Raw genomic sequence first — 22,084 nt, forward strand, 5'->3', positions numbered from 1 at the left:
CCATTTCATTAAATGACTTATTTAAAAATTAAAACCAAGCCCAAATGAAAATCGGGACCCGTCCTCACCTGTAAAAAGGTTGAATGTTCCTGAAAGAGATTGGGCAGCGGTTACTCTTAAGCCCCCACCAAAATCGTTATGCCATTTTTTGGAATAATCACCTTTCCACCATACACGCCCTACATCTCCTCCTCCAAAAACAGTGAATTGCAGAGGTAGCAAACGCGTTTTAACAGAAGGAAAACTATAGCGCAGGTCAGCACTGGCAACCATTGCATTTTTTCCTGTAAAACGTTCTGCCCTGTAACCTCTCATACCAGATTCCCCCCCGATGGTGGCCGCCTGATAAAACAAAAAATCATTTCCAAAACGGAGCTGGGCACGAACATCAGTTTTAAGGACCAAGGTATTGTCTTTAGTCAGGGCATTATAGAAACCAATATTGGAATTGATATAGCCAAATACCTGATCAAGATCCTGAACATTGGTTTTGGCGCCAATATTAAGTTTAAATACCATGCCTTTACTCGGGTTTATTCTATTATCGGCGGCAAAGTAGTCGTATTCTGCCTCCAATCCACCAAAATAATGTCTTTCATAGAATTCTTCGTTGCTTGCGGGCTGAAAAGTGGTAATATACCGATCTGGAGAATCCTTCAATTGAATACCTTCAAAAATGGCTCTAAATCCATAATCACTTCCAAATGCCGATCGCTTGAGTATGCCTATATGACCGCTATATATGCTTTTTTTGACTCGGTTAAAATCAAAACCATCGGCATCGTAAATGGATTCATTCCCGTAGCCAAAGAAATTAGTGGTATATGAGTTATTGGTTATTGCTCCCCCAACGTTCAAATTCCAATCGTAAAAGAAATTGGCAAACTCTCCTTCATAATTTAATTTGAAGCCTCCGGTGTCAAAAGCATATTTGGCATTAAAAGCATGTTGTTGCGAAAATGGATTGCGCTGAAATCCATTAACGCTATAAACTACTGAGCCTCCCAATAATATTCCATCATCAGGATTATAACTCAGGCTTGGCGTAAGCGCTGTACCCGTAGTCCTGTTTTTTTCAAAATTAAAAAGATTCAGATTGTACACATCCGTAAATTTTAGTTGTGCCCCATTTCTAGCAAGAACAGTATTTTCCTTTGATTTATGGTCGTAAACCTTAATACGCCTCCCCGTTTTGATATTGTAAATATCATTGCCTTGACCACCAATAATTCGAGTAAAGATTAGATTGTCGCCTTTTCCGTTCACTTCAAACTGATCATGGTCGTTCAATCCGTAAATCCATAGTTCCTTGGTGATTTTTCTATCGAAAATCTTATCAACAAATGGCTCACTTTTTCCACCATCTTTGAGTCTTGAAATTTTCACCTGTGTTAACCCCTCGCCCAAGCGGGTAATTTCAAAATAATCGTCTTTATCTGTTCCGGTCAACACCACCAGTTCATTCAAATAATCATAATATCTGTTGGCAATATCTTGCATATGGCCGCGCCGCCCTTTCAATTTTACTTTAATATCTTCTATAATACTATCCTGAACCTCAACGGGCACTTTGCCAAATGCTTTTTCAATGACCTCATCGGATACGTTATCCTCAATGAACTTGGCCTGTTTTATCCATGCTTCCCTATTCGATTGCTGCAATAGCACCCGGTCCAATTTTACACCGGCACTGTTCATCCATTTGATATCTGCCAATTCTTCATCATACACCTGAAGTTGTCTTGATGATCCGGAAATAGCCCGGACAATATCCAACAAGGCCCCGTCAAAGTTTGAAAACACTTGGTCTCTATCTCTTGGAATGGGTTTGTATAATTTATCGCCATTTTCTTGGTTGAATTGTGCCCAACGCCACTGATCTTGATGTCGGTCCCAATCGCCAATCAGCATATCAAATAAGCGTGCTCTGATATAGGCATTTTCATCTATCTTATACTTCTCGTCTTCTCTCACCTTTTCGATGATATCGTAGGTGCTTTCAATATCATCGGCGTATCCAAAATTGCGCTCATCCGTATAATTTTCTTCGGGACGTTCTTCAATCATATATAGCTGACCTCCATATTCGGTGTTGAAATTTCCCAAATGTTTATGCTTCGGGATATAAAATATTCTTGGATTGGTATGGTATATTTCTGCGGCATGAGCCAAATCAGGAATGGCCATGAAGGCATATGGATGTGCAGCAGTATAAAAATCAAGAATAAGACTTTCAATTTCTGTACGTTCATAATCATCAGCAACATAAGTGTTTTTAAAGAGTACTTTTTCTAAATACTGAGTGGCACTTTTCCGCAATGCCCTCATATTCAACTCTCTTCCGTCTTTAGTTCTGAGTCGCAAGGATTTTGTCTGATGACCACCTCCAGCGCGCATAACTTCCAAGCCACCATAAAGTGTATCCAATGTAGCTACCGGAACCTTAATGGGCTTGCTATAAACACTTCTGTACCGATCTCCCAAAAGCATTTTATAGACCGATGATTTATCTGTTTCTTCGTCTGTATAAATTGAAACTTCAACTTCTTTGGGAAACCTGTCTTCCAATGTGGAAAGGTCATAATATTTTGTAGGAGGATAGACTTCTTTTTGAAACAACAAGTGCGGTTCATTGTTTTCTGAACCAAAATATTGCACCCATGAACTGCCATCCTTAAATATTGTAAAAACAGCAAAACCCTGAAGCCCATAGGCAAATACGCCGTGTGCCTTTAAATTAACTTGACCCGTTTTTGAGCCAGAGCCCGATACAATTTGTTTGATATTGCCATTGTCAATGTATTGCAGGGTATGTTCATGGCCTGACACAAAAATGATATTGCCGTTTTCAGTCGCCAAGTTTTCCAACCGATTCATCAAATTATTATACAACTCATTATATCTGTCCTGTATGGAAACACCGCCTTGCGACCTAATTTGAGTTACTAAAGACGCCAAGCCCGGCATGGGAATTTTCTTTTGAAGGGGAAACAAATGTTTTTCCAACGCAAATTGACCTCCATGGGTACTATTGGTGTACATAGGATGGTGCATCGCAAATACGATAGTCTTGCCTTGGGCCTTCTTGATCTCACCTTCCAACTCGAGCATCAACCGTTCTCGGGTTTTTATAACACAATCTTCATTAATGGTAGGATGTCGGTCCCAATTTACAAGATACCATTGGGTGTCTATAACTATCAATTGAATGGTATCGCTTACTTCAATGCTTTTGAGTGGGCATCCGTTTTCTGGAAAAAAACTGTCTTCACCAAGCGCTTCCTTGATGTATTGTTCCTGCAAACGTACACCTGTCACCCCACCGGAATACCATTCATGGTTACCGGGAATGAAAATGGTTTGACCATTGAAATTTTCAACAGATTTAATCTGGGCATTGAGCATGTTTTCTGCAGCACCTCGATACTTATGTTCTATATGGGGAAGACCGGAAGGATAAATATTATCTCCCAAAAACAAGGTATAATCGTCTTTGGTGTCTTTATCAGAAATATATTGGTGAAATGCTGTCAATCCTTGCGACATCCCATTCATAGGAGATAAGCCAGCATCACCTACCAAGTAAAAAACCTTGTCCACTTCCTTTTCGGGAAATATATTTTGTTGATCCTCTTTATTTAAATACTGGGCCTTATAAGATGCGCACGCATTCAATAAATAGGCAAATAAAAATAGTAATAAAAGGTTTTTAATTGGATTCATTAATTATTGGCTTATGTTTAAAAATGCTCTCCGATTTTAAAACATTCAAATTAATTTATTTCATGGACATATCACTTGATTTAAAAATATTTATCATGAAATGATTTCAGTATCAATTACAATTTCACTTAATAAAGTTCTATGAACTGGACATCTTGAGGCTATCTCTTTTAACCGTTCTTGTTGTGAATTGTCCAAGTTGCCAACGAATTTGAGTTTCTTCAGAAGATGGTCAAAACGGGCTGGTTTGCCCATATCTTGCATCAAATCATCACTATGTTTTTTGGAATAAGTGATGTAGACAAACACTTCTTGCAGATCCCATTTCTTTCTCTCGGCATAAAGTTTTAAGGTCATTGCCGTACAGGAGGCCAACGCGGCACTCAAAAAATCATAAGGTGAGGGCCCATAATCATCGCCTCCAAAAGATTGTGGTTCGTCTGCTATAAAACTGTGCTTTTCCGTTTGCAAGTAGGTTGTGAACTTATCTTCCAAAAGATTCAAATGTCCCACCAATTGCTCGCCTTCCGTATCTAAAATAGTATGGTTGCTAGTGTCAAAATATCCCTGTACCCAAGCCCCTATCAAATGACCTACATAATTACTATCTTTTTCCTTCAACAATAAATGATCTGCATCATTCAGACTTACAAAACTTTTGGGATGGAAGGCATTTATAAAGAGTTCTTGTGCATTATCGATTCCCACAACTTTGTCAAACGGTGCGTGCATAATCAGGATAGGTTTACGAAGTTGCTTTGTAATTTTCGGCAAGTCCGTTTTATCAAAATCATCCACAAACTCTTGGTTAATTTTAAAAGGTCGTCCTCCAATATTGACCTTTACATCACCTTTTTCAGCGATCTCATTAAACTGGTGCGAAAAATGTCTTTTTACGTGCTCTGTCGTTGCTGGTGCGCCAATAGTGGCTACGGCTTTGACATTGTCGAGTTGTGACGCAGCAACAATAACAGCCGCACCACCAAGCGAATGCCCTACAAGTAACGACGGTGCTTCATAATGCTCTTTCATATAGTTGTTGACCGCTAAAAGATCATCCACATTGGCCGAAAAATGACTGTCCGCAAATTCACCTTCACTCTGGCCCAATCCCGTAAAATCAAAGCGGACGACGCCAAAACCATGTGCGGTCAAAGCCCTACTAATATTTATTACTGGCTTTAAACTACTGCTACAGGTAAAGCAATGGGCAAAAATGGCATAGTTATTCGGTTTTTGATTCGGTGGAAGTTCTAAATAAGCTTGCAGCTGAAGACCTTTGGCGTTCTGTATATTGAGCTTTGTACTTTGCATATTAATTTTGTTTAATTTTTTATATGAGCAATCTTTTTATGATCCACAAATTTTGAGAATTGCCTTACTAGCAATTTCAATTTTGGGCTGATAAAGGTTTCACAAAATGGTTTTTCGGGGTTTTCGAAATAGTAATTTATGAAATTTTCTTTTGATGGCTCAAAATATTTAAATGGCAATACTTTCGTAATCAATTCATCATTAAATTTCTTTTGAAATTTCACCATTAAAGAATTTGCAGCCTCTTGTTGACCATTGTCAAAAGTATAAATAGCAGAACGGTATTTTTCTCGCATGAAATGGCTGGACTTACTGCTGTGCGTCAACAAATGTATTTCAATCAATGTATTCAGTGTGATGCATTTGCTATTAAAATGAACGATAACGGCTTCAGAGAAACTATTATTTGGTTTTGTAGAAGCCACAAAACCCTGTTCCACTTTCTCAACACCTAATAAAGACTGAAAAACGGCTTCAGTGCACCAATGGCAACCACCGCCAAAACCAATCTTTGAAATTTTTATGTCCATTTAGAGCTATGATTTGACTTCAACACCTTTCCAAAAAGCAACGTGATTTTTGATGGTTATAGCTTGGTCGGAAACTTCAGGGTAATACCAAGCGGCATCCTTGTTCTGTTTACCCTCAACCTCGATAGTATAGTAAGATGCCTCGCCTTTCCACGGACAAGTGCTATGGGTTTCGCTCGGTTTAAAATATTCCTTTTTAATACTGTCATGCGGGAAATAATGATTGTTTTCTATGACTACCGTGGCATCACTTTCTGCAATAATCTTATTGTTCCATATAGCTTTCATATTCACTTTTTTTATATTTTAATTTTCAAGAACTGCCATGCGCGCAAAGACTAACCTTGAAATCAAATAAACGGTTGATCAAAACGTTCGTAATGACAGGTGTAACCGTCTGGCTTTCTCAACAGATAATCTTGATGCTCTGGTTCTGCTGGCCAAAATTTGGAATACGGCTCTAAGGTGGTCACCACCTCGCCATCCCATCTATGGGAAGCATTCACAATTTCTATAACTTCTTTAGCCTCCGCCTTCTCTTCCTCGTTCTGATAAAAAATGGCAGAGCGATAACTTGAACCCATATCATTCCCTTGTCGGTCAACGGTTGTAGGATTATGGATTCTGAAAAAATAATCCAAAATATGTTTAAAAGTGGTCACATTAGGATCATAGGTGATTTCAATACCCTCTGCATGTCCTGGATGGTTTCTGTATGTTGGATGTTCATTTTCTCCACCAATATAACCAACTTCCGTGTCGATGACTCCTGGGCGGACTCGAAACAAGTCTTCCATTCCCCAAAAACAGCCACCGGCTATATATGCTTTTTTATTTGTGCTCATTGTTTGTATGTGAATTGATAATTAATTTTTATTGTTACTCTTGTTGTGTTGTTATGAACTGCAGGACAACATGGAAGAACCTACTTTGTGTCGGGCCCATTCTGGACGCTTTGCAAACCACTGTTGATGTTCAGGTTGTTCGTCATACGGCCGTTTCAACAATCGAAATAGTTCATCGATGAGGGCATAATCACCTTGATCTGCCTTATCAATCGCCAGTTGAGCCATATAGTTTCGAAGAACATACTTCGGATTAACAGTGTTCATTTGAACTTTTCTATTTGAATCTGATATGGATTCTTTTTGTAATCTTTCCGCATAGCGCACAAACCAAGCATTCCATTGTTGCCGTATTGTATCTGATAGTTCTGTAGGATTATAAAATGCTTCGTTAATAAGGCTAATGCCTTTAGCAGATTCATTTTTTTCAAAATCACCCAAGTTTCGAAAGAACATGGTCATATCAGTCTCCGTTAATTGTAATAAATCTTCCAAATCCTGGATGAACAATTGATCTGACGCTGCCTCAGATTGCAGTCCCAATTTCGATCGCATCATCTTTAAGGATTGTAACTCAAAATCGGTCGTATATTTCTCCAAAATAGCTTCCATAGCTTTCGCATCGTCGATCAACGGAAAAAGTGTATTGGCAAGTTGATACAAATTCCACAATCCCATATTGGGCTGATTGCCATATCTGTAACGTTTATGCTGACGATCAGTAGTGTTTGGCGTCCAACCAAAATCAAAACCTTCAAGCCATCCATACGGCCCATAGTCAATGGTCAACCCTAAAACGGACATGTTATCGGTATTTAAAACCCCATGCACAAAACCAATACGTTGCCAATGGATGATCATTTCCAAAGTGCGTTCAGAAACCTCCGAAAAAAATTGGAGATAGGTCTCTTTAGACGGTTTCCCTAAATGTGAAAAATGCTGATTTATGGTAAAGTCGAGTAAAATCTTCAAATTTTTGTGATCTTGTCTGGCGGCAAAGATCTCATAGCTTCCAAATCGCAAAAAACTTGGTGATAACCTACTCACAATAGCTCCTTTTTCATACGCTGGGTTCCCGTTGTACATGACGTCACGTAGCACCTGATCGCCTGTCAAGGCCAATGACAAAGCTCTGGTTGTGGGCACACCCAAATGATGCATGGCCTCACTGCATAAATACTCTCTAATTGATGAACGCAAGACAGCCAATCCATCTCCAGATCGGGAATAGGGTGTTTCTCCGGCACCCTTCAATTGCACCACCCAGTTTTGACCCTCATGTTCTACTTCAAATAAGTTAATGGCACGGCCATCGCCTAATTGTCCGGCCCAATTTCCGAATTGATGTCCGCCATAATTCATGGCATAAGGCGTGGTGTTTTCCAAAACCTTATTGCCCGTCATGACCTTTAAAAACTCCTCAGATTTAGCATCAGCTTCTGTTAGACCTAATTTATGGAGCATTTCAGGTGAGACATGGATCAACTGAGGATTAGAGGTTTGTTTTGGAGTTACATAAGAAAAACACGCTTCAGTGACCTGTCGCCTGCTGTTTTCCAAATTTGGATCTGCTGGTAGTTGTGTGGTGAATTTATCTTTTATATTGAGTTTCATTAATTGTATTTTTTCTTAAGACCTGTCAGGTTTTCAAAACCTGACAGGTCTATTTAAATTTCAGATCAAAAATCCTGAATGCTTTTATCACCTATTTTATAATGGCATTCCATTTTTCACTATTTCTGGCGACCGACTTTATATAACCACAAACAGCAACGGCTTGATAGCCTTCTTCAGTCAATTTTTCAAAAGTTTTTTCGACAAGTATTTTACCGATGCCTTGACCGCGGATATTAAATGGTACTTCACTATACTCCAAATGCATCTTTCCGTCCTTTATGGAATAGTCCACTGTTGCATTCTCGCCATCAACTTCCATGGTAAATTGCTGTTTTTCTTTATCGTGAATCACTTCCATTTTTCTGATGTTTTTTAATTATAACTCTATGGTTTTCAACTGTCCGCCGAAGGAAGAAAACCTTGCAGGTTGGACGGTTTTATCGGCATACATTTTCCGTAATCTGGTTAGCTTAGGGACTATGATTGCAGTACAATAGCCAGCGGTTTGATTGTTGGCATAATAATTTTGGTGAGCGTCTTCTGCCTTATGAAAAATTTCTACGGGGCTAATTTCCGTCGTGATCGGTCTGTCATAATTTGGTGCCATTTCTTTGGCTACCAGATTTGCAATTTGTTTTTGTTTTTCATTGTGATAAAAAATAACAGAGCGGTACTGCGTTCCGAAATCATCAGCTTGCCCATTCAGAGTGGTTGGATCATGGCTCGTCATAAAAATCTGCAATAAATCATGATAACCAATTACAGAAGGATTAAAACTGATCTGAACCACTTCAGCATGTCCTGTCAGCCCAGAGCAAACTTCTCGATATGTCGGTACACCTGGAACCGTCCCACCCATAAAACCGGACACCACTTTCTCCACCCCTTTAATTTGGTTAAAAACTGCCTCAATACACCAAAAACAGCCACCACCAATGGTCATCATTTCTAAATGTTCAGTAGGACACAGTTCTCCTATTGATTGATCAGACTTCATTTTTGGAAGTCTCCAAGACCAAGGATTCAGAATTGACACAGTATCGCAATCCACTTGGTTCTGGTCCGTCAGGAAACACATGCCCCAAATGCGCATCACACACATTACACATCACTTCTACCCTGACCATTCCAAATGAAGTATCTCTCTCGTATTTTATGGCATTCTCTTTAATGGGCTGGGTAAAACTTGGCCATCCCGAACTGGATTTGAATTTTATAGTGGAGTCAAATAACGGCGTATTGCAGCACAAACAATTGTATTGACCTTCATCAAAAACATTGCAATGGGCTCCTGTTCCAGGAGCTTCCGTTCCCTTTTTTCGTGTCACCCTAAATTGCTCTGGGGTCAGAATTTCACGCCATTCAGCTTCTGATTTTTCAACTCTCCTTTCTGGTTTAGGATTACCCTTTACGGCATATTCCATCACATTTTTCCATGTCATCATATCGTTTAAGTATTTTTCTTAAAGTTAAAAAATATTATACGGATTTGGTCGGGCTTTAACGTTTTGCATTACAAATAGTAGTCAATGAATCCATTTTCCTTACTTTATTTTTAGTACTTTGTATGATAATTTTTTATATCAAATTTATGGCAGATATCATCGTAAAAACTGAGGACTTTGTATTCAATCTTTTTAAGGAAAACTTACCCAATACGTTTCTATATCATAATTTCACACATACAAAACGCGTGTTGCGGAGCGCGAATGAGATTATTACAAATTCTGACATCTCTGCTGAAGATTCTTTAATTCTTCAACTTGCTGCCTTACTTCATGATACCGGCTACACCGAGATGAGAGAAAATCATGAAGAGGAAAGCGTCAAGATAGCAACTAAATTTTTGAAAGAGCAACAGGTGGACAAACCTATTATTGATGCTGTGAACAAATGTATCATGGCCACTAAGTTCAAGGATGATCCAAAATCCGAACTCGAAAAAATAATAAGAGATGCTGATGCCTCTCATTTTGGAAAAGATTATTTCAACGAGGCTAGTGAGTTTTTGCGTAAAGAATTGGAGTTGCAAGGTGTTAGAACCTATACAACTTCAGAATGGCTGGCTGAAAATATCGAAGTATTGTCACAAAGACATCAATTTTATACCGATTATGCCTTAAGAAATTGGCAGCAACAAAAGGAGGCCAATCTGGCAGAGTTGATCAAATCTAAAAGGAAAGAAAAAAAGAGACATAAGAAAGAACAAATGAAGGCGAAATATAAAGCAAAAGCCAAGGATTCAAGTCCGGAGCGCGCCATTCAATCGTTTTATAGGACGTCTTTGAGAAACCATATTAAACTAAGTGATATTGCAGATACAAAAGCTAACATCCTGTTGTCAGTCAATGCCATTATTATCTCATTAATGCTCTCTACCCTATTTTCAAAATTTGACAATCCAGCCAATCAATTTTTAATTGTACCTACTATTATCTTAATGCTCTCCAGCATTACCTCGATGATTCTATCTATCATCGCAACACGCCCAAACATTACCAGCGGCGAATTCACAAAAGAAGATGTAAAGAACCAAAAAGTGAATCTGACCTTTTTTGGTAATTTTCATAAGATGAAACTGGAAGATTTCGAATGGGCAATTACTGAGCTTTTAAAAGATAAAAATTACGTCTATAGTTCGTTGACAAAGGATCTTTACTTTTTAGGAAAGGTACTGGATCGGAAGTATCGCATTTTAAGAGTGACCTATACCGTCTTTATGGTGGGCATGATTATATCTGTAATAGCTTTTGCAGTTTCCTTTAAGTTCTCTCCAAATGCCAATATTGATAAGGTTTTAAAATCAGGCGATCAGGCGATAAACATCATAGAACCTGAGCAGAAAACATCCCATAACTATTTTGTTTAGGATTCGATTTCATTCATCAAATCATTATAGGTATAATAATGGTTTTCTTTATGGTGATTGTAAAGGACAGGCACACGTATAGCCTTTAGGCCAGCAATACCTTGAAGATCTTCGAGTTCTAGCAATTCAATGGGCGAACCAAATACCTTTTTAAATTGTAAAAATTTTATGTATTGCAAATAAGATTGCTCGTCCTCTTTTTGAGAGTAAATGATGGTCAATTTGCCATTTACTGTCACACGCTCATTGGTGCCCCTTACGAAGGCTTTATCCACACGCTTTTTAATCACTTCATAACTTGCGTTATAGGTACCATAGACATCAAATTGCTTTTCATCGGTTCTAAATTGGATGGTCAAAGGCTTATTGAACACTAAAACCATTGATGCCACATTGACCGTTGAAGGGTATTCCCGTCTATTTCTATAAAATTCATTCTCCATTTCGCACATCACCTGGAGTTGCCATAATCGCAAATTATAGAGATAGATTTCATGAAAACCATGCTCTTTTGTAATGGATTCACCAATATACATATTGTGCTCCACACCATCCGTTTTATAACGGTCAAAATAATGCGGATACATTTGTTGCGCTTCCACCTGCTTATGATCAAGGATATGCGTCATATCTTTGTTGATCATGGCAATGGTGTCGTCATATTTTTTACGATAGTAATAAATAAGGCTTAAACGTTTGTCTATTTTAGCAAAGTAGCTCTCAATATCCTTGCAGAGCACCTCATTTTTTTGTTCAATAAACTCAAACAGAGGATGAATTTCGTTTTCAAAAAAACTGCTAATTTCTTGCTCACTATCGACTATGAAATGGTGGTCTAAGGTATTCAAAAAGATTTCTAACCGATGCAACAATTGCTCATAGATAGGTAGGTTTTCAAATTCCAATTGTGCTTTAATTATTTCTTTGGACAAACTCAGTTGCAGGGACAAATCCTGTCGGGTCGCTTCATTCCTTGTTTCCGAAGAACCCATAACATCAATTTGCCCAAAGAGCGGATAGACATCCTTAAAAGTAATTTCTTCAAAAGCGACGTTCTTGCCTTCGGTTCTCTTTTTATCAAGAAAAACCCGGGCCGCCTCCTCAAACCTCCAGGATACACTCGGGTGGATGGACGTGCATTCTTGCTGAATAACAGCCTCTATCAAATGTTTTTCCTCTTCCTTTGACCGCAACAATGAAGACACAATAAAAGGCATGACATCTCTCAATAAATTGGCATTAACACTGTTGAGCTCACCTACTTTATGGGAAACGATCTCCAATACACCCATCAATTCTCCTTCGCTGGAGATGGGCGCGAAGATGGCACTTTTGATGTTCTGATCATACAGGTTTTTATAAAATGGCTCATGCGATTTGTGATAACATTGCTCCACATCTAAAACTGAAAAATATTCCTTCTCGGTAATAAGTGATTTGTAAGATTCCCCACAAAGCGCACTCTGGCATGGCACTATGGCAGTCTCCGTAAGCAGATAACTCTCAATAAATTTTCCATCAACACGTTCAAAAGTCTGACTTTCCTTATTATAAATTACAAAACCCACTTTCAGGTTTTTAATATTGAACAAAGATTCAAACGTGATTTGGAAGTCATCAATAAAATTATCATTCTTTCGTTTTCCAGAGATCAATAAAGTGGATTTGATATCAGAAATGGCCCGATCATCGGTAACGTCAAAAATATTGTTAATTGTAAATCCCTTATAAATATAACTTTGGGGAGGAAATTTCTCACGCCATAAATCAATATCCTCAAAATTACCCAACAACAATCGGTAATCTTCTTCTGTAATCTCAGGCGCGGATTCTGTTTTAACAACCTCGGCAAAATCAGCGTTGAACAAGATCTTATAAGTCCTTAAAATCCCCTTGGCATCCGGAATCTCATAAAACAGTGATCTTCTAAAGCTCATCTGATATCCATAATAAAAATATAAAATGATCGTACAAGCCACCCTGTAATGATCATCCTCAGGCATATTGGAAATTTTCAGTTGAAAATCCGGACCGGCATTTTCAACGATGGATTTGAAGCGGGCGGAGGCGTTGAAATTCAAATCGTGCAGCGGCATAGAGGCGGTCTTGATTTCGTTTAATGTAAGAACCTCGCTGAAAGAGTCTTCAAGAATGATCTGGATTTCCTCCTGATAGGTTTCCAACAATTGAGGATCACTAAAACCAGCCCTTAGCTCAGGAATTGAATTCCCTGCCCGCAACACACGCTGCGCTTTTTTGACCATAAAGGGATCATCACTTTGAGCAAGTGCCTCATAACGCTCCAAAAGCTTGTCGAAACTTATTTTGAGCGCTAATGGTGAATCCAAACCATCATTGATATCTTTCATAACTCTACATCTTCTCAAATTTACGCATTTTTTGGGATGTTGTAAAATAAAGAATCGTGGGTTATAAGTAAAACTCCACGATTCATTAGTTGTCATTATTTGGATAAAATCAGTCTATGGAAAAAGCTTTCCTTTATGCCATCAAAGTTATTTGAGTTCCAATAGGACGATATCAAAATCAGAATCCATTTTAACTTCACCATTTTCAACAACCACATCTTGATCAGAGTAGGCATCACGCAAGGGCGTACCATCTTCAAACAAATTAGTAACATTTAGCGTTTTGGCACCTATTGGAAGGTCTAAACCTACAATAACCAAATCTTCATAATCATCCTTTTTGTAGCTTCTATAAAACACATACGGACTTTGGGTTATCATTTGATGAATACCGGCTCCTACAGCAGGATGATCGTTTCTGAACCTTCCCAGTTTTTGCCAATGTTTTAAAATCGATTTGGTGTTTTCGTCAGATGCCAGCTGATCCCAATTCATAAAAGATCTTAAGGTGGCATCTCCGACGGTGCCTTCTATAACCAATGGTCTTGCCGATTCATCGCCATAGTACGTCTGTGAAGTTCCTGGACTCAACAATAGTTTTGTGGCCGTTTCAAACGGCTTTTCCCGTGTCGCATCAAAAGGTTCGCCATCGTCATGAGACGATAAATAATTTAAAACGCTAAAATCTTTCAAGGGACCATCAAGCTTGTTCGTGTACTTATTGAACAGGCCTTCATAATCAAATTTTGCCACGTGGTATTTGAATTCAAAATTGATCAAGCTGTTGAACGCCTTATCAAAATAATTAATTAAGGTACCACCTAGATCATAGGTTTTTCCCGTCGAAATACCATAACCATAGACCTCTCCCACCAAGTAAAACTCGTTATCATCCAACACATCTTCAGGGTTGTTCGTTTTCCATTCGTTAAACGCGAAATCGCATTCTGCTCTAAATTCTGCCCAAACGGTTTCCTCAACATGTTTTACAGTATCTACACGATAGCCATCAATTCCAAATTCAGAAATATAATCCGTTAGCCATTTTATGATATAAAAGCGTGGTGCTCTGGGATGGCCCGTACGTTCAAAAAAAGCATCCAGCTCGGCAACTTCCTGTTCATAACGCCCTTCCGATTTCCATTTTTCAACAAGTTGTGGTGGCAAGTCAACGGGGTCATCACTTTCTGTTTTAATATCTGGAAGATTTTTAACCAACGTACATGAAATGGTCGAATCATAGGACGTATAATCACAGGTGGGATCTGTACGTACCCACTCATCTGGCCATACAGGATCAATTGGGGTCACAGGACCTGTATGATTGATCACCGCATCCAACAAAATACGAATCCCCCGTTTGTGTGCCGCCGCAATCAAGGCCTTTAAATCTTCCTTGGTACCAAAATTTGGGTCAATAGCCGTCCAATCTTTGGTCCAATAGCCATGAAAGCCGTATGTAATGCCTGTACCTTCATCAGTACCTCCATGGATTTGCTCTACAATGGGCGTCATCCATATTGCGTTGACACCCAAATCGGTAAAATAACCGTCTTCTATTTTTTGTGTGATGCCTTTCAAATCGCCCCCTTCAAAGCCTCTTAATTTGCCGGTTTCTTTGGTCCGCTCAAAATTTACATCGTTGGAGGTATCGCCATTATTAAAACGATCCGTCAACAAAAAGTATAGGTTTGCACCTTCCCATACAAAAGGCGTTTCTTTTTTCTCATTCATTGTCATTAATTTACTCTCTTCTTTACAGCTTATTAAAACGAAGCTACAAAGAAAACACCATAAAAAATTCCTCATAATTAATTTGTTAAGATTCGATATTCCCAAGGCTTCAAAACAAGCACATTGTCGTTCATTTCGATAGACTCATTAGTCATATAATCTGTGAAGCTTCCTTTTATGGGCGCAGAGAACGATTGCTCTATATTCGAAAAATTCCCTACGAAAGTGACTGTAATATTGTTTTTACTCCGTTGAAATACCAGTACTTTGTCATTAGTGGTTTCTAAATCCTTATAGGTTGCTGGATCTTTCCCTCCGTTCAATGCAGGATTCGTATTTTTCAAAGTCCCTAGCTTTTCAAGCAGAGGCCACATCTTTCCTTTTGTTTTAGGAATGGAATCCTTTTCGAAAAACTTCAATCGGTGGTCCATATCATACTCCATCCCGGAATAGATCAATGGCATTCCTGGGATGACATAACTAAACGCCGTCATTAATGGCGCGGCGTCTTTCATACGCTCATTGATAGTTCCATTCCATGAGTTCTCATCGTGGTTGGTCACAAAATTCATGATGATGTCATCTTTCTCGTAGATGGACTCAATTTCGGCCCATCGGTCCTTCCAGGCTTGTAAACCTTTTTTCCCTTGAGCTATGGCATTCATGGTGTGATGTGTATCCCATCCATAAACCGCATCAAACAAGCCATCTTTTGCCAATTCAGGTTCCCAGGCTTCAGCTAACATAAAGATGTCTTTTGTGCTTCTGAGTTGCGGGATGGCCTCTTGCCAAAAATCTGTCGGAACTGAACCTGCAACATCGCATCTAAATCCGTCAACACCTTCTTCCCTTAACCAATATTGCATGTCGGCAATCATCTCTTTACGCATCTCCTTATTGTCATAATTCAAATCGGCTACATCCGTCCAATCCGTATCTACGGGATGTGTAATATTACCATCCTTATCTTTAGTATAATAATCTGGTTTTGTTTTTATCCATTCATGATCCCATCCCGTATGGTTTGGTACCCAATCCAAAATAACATAAATGCCATTGTCATGCGCCGTCTTCACCAAATTTCTAAAATCCTCAATGGTTCCAAACTCCGGATTTATTTTCGTGAAATCGGAAACGGCATAATAACTTCCCAGGTATTTTGACTGTTCCGCTTCTGGGAAATCGGAGGCAAATTTACTGTCTGCACCGCCGGTAGCCTTACGCTTGGTTTCGCTGATTGGAAAGATTGGCATCAACCAAATCACTTTCACACCCAATTCCTTTAACTGCGGAATGTCTTTTGTGAATTCATCAAAATGACCGGAAGGTGAATATTGTCGAATGTTGGCCTCATAAATAACGGCAGTTTCCAACACGTCATCAGATATGGGTTGAATTTCTTCCTGATTCGTTTCTTCAATGAAGGCTTCAACTTTCTTTTCTTCTTTACAAGCAACAATCAGCGTAAAACTGAAGATTGCCAAAATGAAATTTCTCATGGTAATTAATTTAATTTGATGTTTAGTTTTAATTCTTTTGAAGTGTTCCATTCTAATGGAATGATGACGATCTTTTGATCTTTATTATAAATATAATTCAATTTTTTGCGTCTTATTTTAACCGATTTTGGTTTTAAACTTATATTGTGAAGGACAAGTTCAACAGATTTTGTTTGCGATTGGAAATCGGAACCAATTTCAGCTTCCTGCCCGTCCGACAGGCGGGCGATTTCAATTTCAATTTCTCTCGCGGTCACTTTTGATGAAAATGTCATCAGTTCATAGTGTCCTTTTTCATAGGCCTTAGCCGTCAATCCATCATCATTATATAACTGACCTTCACTTTCCAAAACTGAAGCATCATAATAGTAATGCAATTCAAACGTGTTCCCATCATAGTCCTTGGTACTTTGCATGGGTTTTGCCATAGGAATAAAAGCACCACTCCGCACAAAGGTTGGAATCATATCTTCTGCAACTTTGACGGTGACTCTTTTTCCTCCTTCAAACTTTTCATTGGTATAAAAATCAAACCAATTGCTGTTTTTAGGGAAGTAAATTTCCTTTTCAGTAACTTGAGGTTTAAGAATTGGTGCGATTAGAAAATCATCGCCCCAAAAGTATTCCGAGGCACCGGTTTTGAGCGCCTCTGAATCGTCTTCAAAAAATAACGGTCGCATTAGTGGCGTGCCTTTCTTGTGATTTTGAAAGCTCAGATTATAATTATAGGGCAACAATTTATAGCGCAATTCGATGGATTTCTTAGCCAAAGCCTTAGTTTTAGAGTCCCAGAAAACAGGTTCTGCAGGGACTTCTTCCTGGGCATGCGGACGGTAAATAGGTTGGAAAACGCCATATTGCAGCCAACGTGTATAAAGTTCAGCATCCTGATTGTCGCCTGCAAATCCGCCCAGATCTGAGTGCATATATCCCAAACCTTGCATGCCCATTTGCAGTGCAATTTCGGGTTGACTTTGTAAGCCGCCCCAAGTTCTGTTAACATCTCCAGACCATGGAATCATGCCAAAACGTTGCGATCCTGAATATCCTGCACGCATCAATATGAAAGGTCTCTGGTTAGGAAAATCAGCCTTATAGCCATCTGCAATCAACCGGGCCCAATCGTGGCCGTAAATATTATGGACCTCATCTGCTGTTCCTGTAGCGTGAAGTAGTTTTGAGGGATGAACTTCAGGTTCACCCAGATCGCCCCAAACTCCGGTCACACCCATATCAGCGAGGTCTTTGTAAATATTCCAAAACCAAGCTTTTCCTTTCGGGTTATAGATATCGATCAATCCCGTATTTCCAAAATAAAAATCGAACGTATAGGGATTTCCAACAGAATCTTTTGCCATGACATCCTTATCGACAACTTCTTGCCAACGCTTGGAAGTGGTCAAAACAAATGGTTCTGTCACCAAAATGGTGTTGACATGGTCAGACTTTAATTCTTTGATCATTTGGGTCGGATTTGGAAAGGAGTCTTTTAAAAACTCAAGATTTCCCATATGGCCTTTAATGTCCTTTCCAAACCAAAAAATATCGATGATCACTGCATCCAAAGGGATTTGTTCATCCCTAAACTTTTGAACAGTGGCTGCAACTTCTTTTTGGGAATGGTAGCCAAAACGGCTTGAAAAATTGCCCAAGGCCCAACGTGGCGGCATTGGTTGTTTCCCTGTTAGATCAGTGTAATTATCGATCAAATCTGTCCAAGAATCACCCACGATGACTTGGTAGGTTTTTCTACCAGAAATGGTTTCATAGGTTAGGGTGTTATCTTTCTTACTGTCCAAATCCAAAAATCCGATCGGTGCATTATCAAAATGGACCATGTATTTGTTTGATGACATCATGATTGGCATCGTGTAGTTCATCAACTCCGAATGGGTTTCATAACCATAATGCGCACGATTATAAAGTTGCAATCGGTGACCGCGACGGTTCATGCCCAAGGCCCTTGCACCGCCACCATAGAGAATTTCATCTTTTGTGAGGTTGAACTGGATAGTTTCCAAGCTGTCGTTTTTGACATAGCCCATTTTTTCAGAAATGATGGGTTTACCTTTGTATGTATAAGAAATTTGAAAAGGTTGTTTTTGGATGTTAACCGAAATTCCTGGTGTTTTCAATTCAAAGGACGTATCGGTCTTAAGCAATTCTGATTCTACTGTTTCTGGTTTAAAAACTACAGCGAGTGAATTTTCATTGAAAGTCTCGCCGTTGGGAATGAATGTGGTTTCAAAAATACGTTCACTGTAGGGAATAATTTTATAAACACCATCGTTGACTTTTATTTCCAAAACGTTGTTATCGTAATTGATGGATTCAAAAGATCGGTTTGGGTTCTGTGAAAAACCCATGAGTGATGAGAATAGGAATATTACTAATATGTGTTTTTTCATTTGTAATTCTCTTTCAAAATTCAAGTTTTTGCTCAAACCTGACAGGTTTTTAAAACCTGTCAGGTTTATTCAGAAGTTTTACACCATTTTAAATCAGGCTGTTTTTTCACCCTTCTGCCACCATGTCGGCAGACTGGTTAAGAATTTTCAAGACCTCTAAGGTTTTTGTAACCTGTTAGGTCTGATAACGTCCTATTCAGTCCTTCTCAACAAAAACGTCAATGGAATATCCAATCGTTTTTGCCAAGAAACTTCTGTATGTTCTGCACCTTCAAACTTTAGGTTTCTAAAATTTGATTGGTCATAACCTTTATCCTTAAAAATCGTGTTGACTCTTTCTGCGTATTTTGGATAGAACCTATCCAATGTCTTCGTGCCGTAATCAAAATAGAATCGGTGGTTTTTTGGAGATGGCAAATTGGCCTTCATATACTCAAAAAATGTATCGGCCAATAATTCGCCGTCATTAGGATTAGTCCCCGGCCAATGGGTTGATAAGCAAGCAGCGGCTCCAAAAATTTCCGGATATTCGCAAATAGCATACATAGAAATCAATCCGCCCATGCTCGACCCTGCTACAAACGTATTGTCCCTATCGGTCAACACCGAATAATTGGCATCCACATAAGGTTTCAACTCATTAACTATAAACCCCAAATAGTTATCTGATGTCACGTTATCAAACTTAAAATTGTCCTTTTTGGCCTGCTCAAAAAGAGAATCCCGAACCGATTTAGGCAAGGACTCAAAAGGCTTTTGTGGAAAATACTCACTATGACGCAAATCGTTGATATTGAAAGGGGCTACCACAATAAAATCTCTGGTGATGCTGTCGTTCATCAATTGACTGGAGGTTTCATCCACCTTCCATTCTTGCTTATTCCAAGTGATGGTGCTATCAAACAACATTTGCCCATCGTGCATGTACAATACTGCATATTTTTTACTGTTGGAATAGCCTCCTGGCAACCATATATCCACTTTTCTTGGCGGAATATAATTGGATGGAAAATCATCTATCCGCAGCAAAGTACCTCCAGCAAAATCGCCTTCAATGGTTTCTGTTTGAACCTTGGAAGTATCCGCAGGTTTGATGATGACCTTCTTGTCTTTCTTAGTTTCACAAGAAAGTAAGAGGACTAAAAGGAGGGATATATATACTATCTTTTTCATGTCTTTTGTTTAGACCTACAAGGTTCTAAAACCTGGCAGGTCATTTATGGAAACCTTGCAGGTTGGTTTATAGCAAAACTTAGGGGATTGCGAATTGGAATTAGTGAATTTTTTTGAAAATTTAAAGTTCAATGATCATCGATGTTTTTCCGTCAATGGTCAACCTATCTTCCAATGATATTCTTTCTTCCGACAAAACATCCTTCCCATTAGTGGCCGTACCAATCATTTCAGCAAAGCGTTTCAAATCTAAAGTTTGAGCTTTAGGATTATTATTGATGATCACCATCACTTTATCGTCAGCGTCATATCTAAAATACACATAGACATTATGCTCTGGAACAAACTGCATCGTTTTACCAGTATGAATGACTGATTTCGACTTTCGCCAATTAAAAATTTTCTTTGAAAATTCAAAATATTCGGTTTGTTCGGCAGTTCTTCCTTCTGCGGTAAACGCATTCATAGGATCACCTTCCCATCCACCAGGAAAATCACGACGGATATCACCATCACCCTTCAAATCCTTATTACCAACCATCCCCAATTCGTCACCATAATAAACCTGAGGAATCCCCCTAACCGTTGCAATAAGCGTCATGATCATCTTATAGGTGTTGATATCCGATCCGTAGATTCCATTGATCCGATTGGTATCATGATTGCCCGCAAACACAAAGATATTGTTGATGTCTGGGTACAAAAAGTCATTCACAAAGTTCTCATACGCTTTGACCATCCCTTTATCCCATCCTTGCTCATCTTCTGCGAACATTTCCAAAATGGCATCGTGAAGGGTGAAATCCATGACGGTTGGCAAATGGGAATTGTAATTATCTATGGCTCCAATTTTACTGTCCTTTTGCCAATAGGCCATTTGCGCCTGATTGTGCATCCACACTTCGCCGGCGATATTGAAATTAGGATATTCATCCATTATGGCCTTGGTCCATTTGGCAATCCCTTCTTTATCGTTATAAGAATAGGTATCTACACGAAAGCCGTCCAGATCAGCAAACTCTACCCACCAAATGGCATTTTGGATCATATAGTTCAACACCAAAGGATTTTTCTGATTGATGTCAGGCATAGTCGTATCGAACCAACCGTTCATACAAGCTTCTTTGTCGGCTTTAGAGGCGTTTGAATCAAATTGCGTCGTCATTCTATAACTGCTTCTTTGAAATCCGTTTTCGCCATTTTCCCAATAGTGAATCCAATCTTTTGATGGCAAATCAAGAATCATCCAATGTTTACTTCCCCAATGATTGGTGACATAATCCATGAGGAGTTTCATATCACGCTTGTGCATTTCTGATGCCAATCGTTTATAATCCTCATTGGTTCCAAAGCGCGGATCAATTCTATAATAATCGCTCTGCGCGTAGGTATGATAGGAATAAATGGGCTCATTGTCCTCCAAAAGTGGCGTACTCCATATGGCCGTCACGCCTAAGTCTTCCAAATAATCCAAATGGTCAATAATGCCCTGAATATCGCCACCATGACGTCCTGAAAGCTCCTCTCGATTCACTTTTTCGAGAGTATCTTCGGTATTATCGTTATCAGGATTTCCATTGGCAAACCGATCCGGCATGATCAAATAAATCAGATCACTGGAATCGAAGCCCTTTCTTAGGGCAGAATTTTCACGACGCGATTTAAACTCGTATAATTTGGTACTCACAATTTTATGGTCCCTTGAAAATTGGATTTCATAGGTCCCAGGACTTACATTCTTGGTGTTGATGGTAACAAACAGATAGTTTGGGTTTTCAGTTTTTTGAATATTGGTAATTTGAATTGTGTTCGAAAAAGCCACGTCATACTGCGCGATATCCTTACCATAAACCATCAATTGAAGTTCTGGATGATGCATTTCCGACCACCAAAAAGGAGGCTCAATCTTTTCAACTTGCGAAAAAAGTGTCATGCTTAAAAGTAGTATTAAAATGCTCAATAAGTTCTTCATTTTTTCTCATTTTTTATATTAAAATCGGATA

At 39.0% G+C, this 22,084-nt stretch carries 16 protein-coding genes; 1 reads left to right on the forward strand and 15 read right to left on the reverse strand.

Annotation, left to right across the window (positions count from 1 at the left end):
* Positions 1-21: 21 nt before the first annotated feature.
* The 9 genes from G6N06_RS01250 to msrB all read right to left on the reverse strand — a co-directional run bounded on the left by G6N06_RS01250 (position 22) and on the right by msrB (position 9,474).
* Positions 22-3,723, reverse strand: a complete 3,702-nt coding sequence (locus G6N06_RS01250; RefSeq protein WP_163514230.1) for a metallophosphoesterase — start codon at positions 3,721-3,723, stop codon at positions 22-24.
* Positions 3,724-3,816: 93 nt separating this feature from the next.
* Positions 3,817-5,037: a bifunctional alpha/beta hydrolase/OsmC family protein gene (locus G6N06_RS01255; RefSeq protein WP_163514231.1), complete on the reverse strand. Its 1,221-nt coding sequence runs from the start codon at positions 5,035-5,037 to the stop codon at positions 3,817-3,819.
* 11 nt (positions 5,038-5,048) lie between these two features.
* Positions 5,049-5,567 carry a peptide-methionine (S)-S-oxide reductase gene (locus tag G6N06_RS01260; RefSeq protein WP_163514232.1) on the reverse strand — a complete coding sequence of 173 codons (519 nt, stop codon included), beginning with the start codon at positions 5,565-5,567 and terminating at the stop codon, positions 5,049-5,051.
* Positions 5,568-5,573: 6 nt separating this feature from the next.
* The gene (locus G6N06_RS01265; RefSeq protein ID WP_163514233.1) at positions 5,574-5,855 is read right to left on the reverse strand and encodes a DUF427 domain-containing protein; all 282 of its coding nucleotides are present in this window, start codon (positions 5,853-5,855) and stop codon (positions 5,574-5,576) included.
* 62 nt (positions 5,856-5,917) lie between these two features.
* On the reverse strand, positions 5,918-6,412 hold the full coding sequence (msrA, locus tag G6N06_RS01270) for a peptide-methionine (S)-S-oxide reductase MsrA (protein WP_163514234.1): 495 nt from the start codon (positions 6,410-6,412) through the stop codon (positions 5,918-5,920).
* A gap of 51 nt (positions 6,413-6,463) precedes the next feature.
* The gene (locus tag G6N06_RS01275; protein WP_163514235.1) at positions 6,464-8,026 is read right to left on the reverse strand and encodes a protein adenylyltransferase SelO; all 1,563 of its coding nucleotides are present in this window, start codon (positions 8,024-8,026) and stop codon (positions 6,464-6,466) included.
* A gap of 91 nt (positions 8,027-8,117) precedes the next feature.
* Positions 8,118-8,387 carry a GNAT family N-acetyltransferase gene (locus G6N06_RS01280; RefSeq protein ID WP_163514236.1) on the reverse strand — a complete coding sequence of 90 codons (270 nt, stop codon included), beginning with the start codon at positions 8,385-8,387 and terminating at the stop codon, positions 8,118-8,120.
* 18 nt (positions 8,388-8,405) lie between these two features.
* Positions 8,406-9,026, reverse strand: a complete 621-nt coding sequence (gene msrA, locus G6N06_RS01285; protein ID WP_163514237.1) for a peptide-methionine (S)-S-oxide reductase MsrA — start codon at positions 9,024-9,026, stop codon at positions 8,406-8,408.
* A complete protein-coding gene (msrB, locus tag G6N06_RS01290; protein WP_163514238.1) occupies positions 9,016-9,474 on the reverse strand; it encodes a peptide-methionine (R)-S-oxide reductase MsrB in 459 nt (152 codons plus the stop codon). Before msrB ends, msrA (G6N06_RS01285) begins: the two co-directional genes overlap by 11 nt.
* A gap of 146 nt (positions 9,475-9,620) precedes the next feature.
* Between msrB and G6N06_RS01295 the strand changes: the two genes are divergently transcribed.
* Positions 9,621-10,898: a Pycsar system effector family protein gene (locus G6N06_RS01295; RefSeq protein ID WP_163514239.1), complete on the forward strand. Its 1,278-nt coding sequence runs from the start codon at positions 9,621-9,623 to the stop codon at positions 10,896-10,898.
* Here G6N06_RS01295 and G6N06_RS01300 read toward each other — a convergent pair.
* From G6N06_RS01300 to G6N06_RS01325, 6 genes are all read right to left on the reverse strand, one after another.
* Positions 10,895-13,267 (reverse strand): GAF domain-containing protein, encoded by a 2,373-nt coding sequence (locus tag G6N06_RS01300; protein WP_163514240.1) that lies wholly within the window; start codon positions 13,265-13,267, stop codon positions 10,895-10,897. The two genes, G6N06_RS01295 and G6N06_RS01300, sit on opposite strands and share 4 nt — an antisense overlap.
* Positions 13,268-13,414: 147 nt before the next feature.
* Positions 13,415-15,076, reverse strand: a complete 1,662-nt coding sequence (locus G6N06_RS01305; protein WP_163514241.1) for an alpha-amylase family glycosyl hydrolase — start codon at positions 15,074-15,076, stop codon at positions 13,415-13,417.
* Between the two features lie 2 nt (positions 15,077-15,078).
* On the reverse strand, positions 15,079-16,500 hold the full coding sequence (locus G6N06_RS01310) for an alpha-amylase family glycosyl hydrolase (RefSeq protein ID WP_163514242.1): 1,422 nt from the start codon (positions 16,498-16,500) through the stop codon (positions 15,079-15,081).
* A gap of 5 nt (positions 16,501-16,505) precedes the next feature.
* Complete coding sequence (locus tag G6N06_RS01315; protein WP_163514243.1) at positions 16,506-18,908, reverse strand: glycoside hydrolase family 31 protein; 2,403 nt, start codon at positions 18,906-18,908, stop codon at positions 16,506-16,508.
* A 192-nt stretch (positions 18,909-19,100) separates the two neighbouring features.
* Positions 19,101-20,081: an alpha/beta hydrolase gene (locus tag G6N06_RS01320; protein WP_163514244.1), complete on the reverse strand. Its 981-nt coding sequence runs from the start codon at positions 20,079-20,081 to the stop codon at positions 19,101-19,103.
* Positions 20,082-20,202: 121 nt separating this feature from the next.
* Positions 20,203-22,053, reverse strand: coding sequence for a glycoside hydrolase family 13 protein (locus G6N06_RS01325; RefSeq protein ID WP_163514245.1), 1,851 nt, complete (start codon positions 22,051-22,053; stop codon positions 20,203-20,205).
* Positions 22,054-22,084: the final 31 nt, after the last annotated feature.

It is taken from the genome of Gelidibacter japonicus (assembly GCF_010725055.1).
GTDB lineage: Bacteria > Bacteroidota > Bacteroidia > Flavobacteriales > Flavobacteriaceae > Gelidibacter > Gelidibacter japonicus.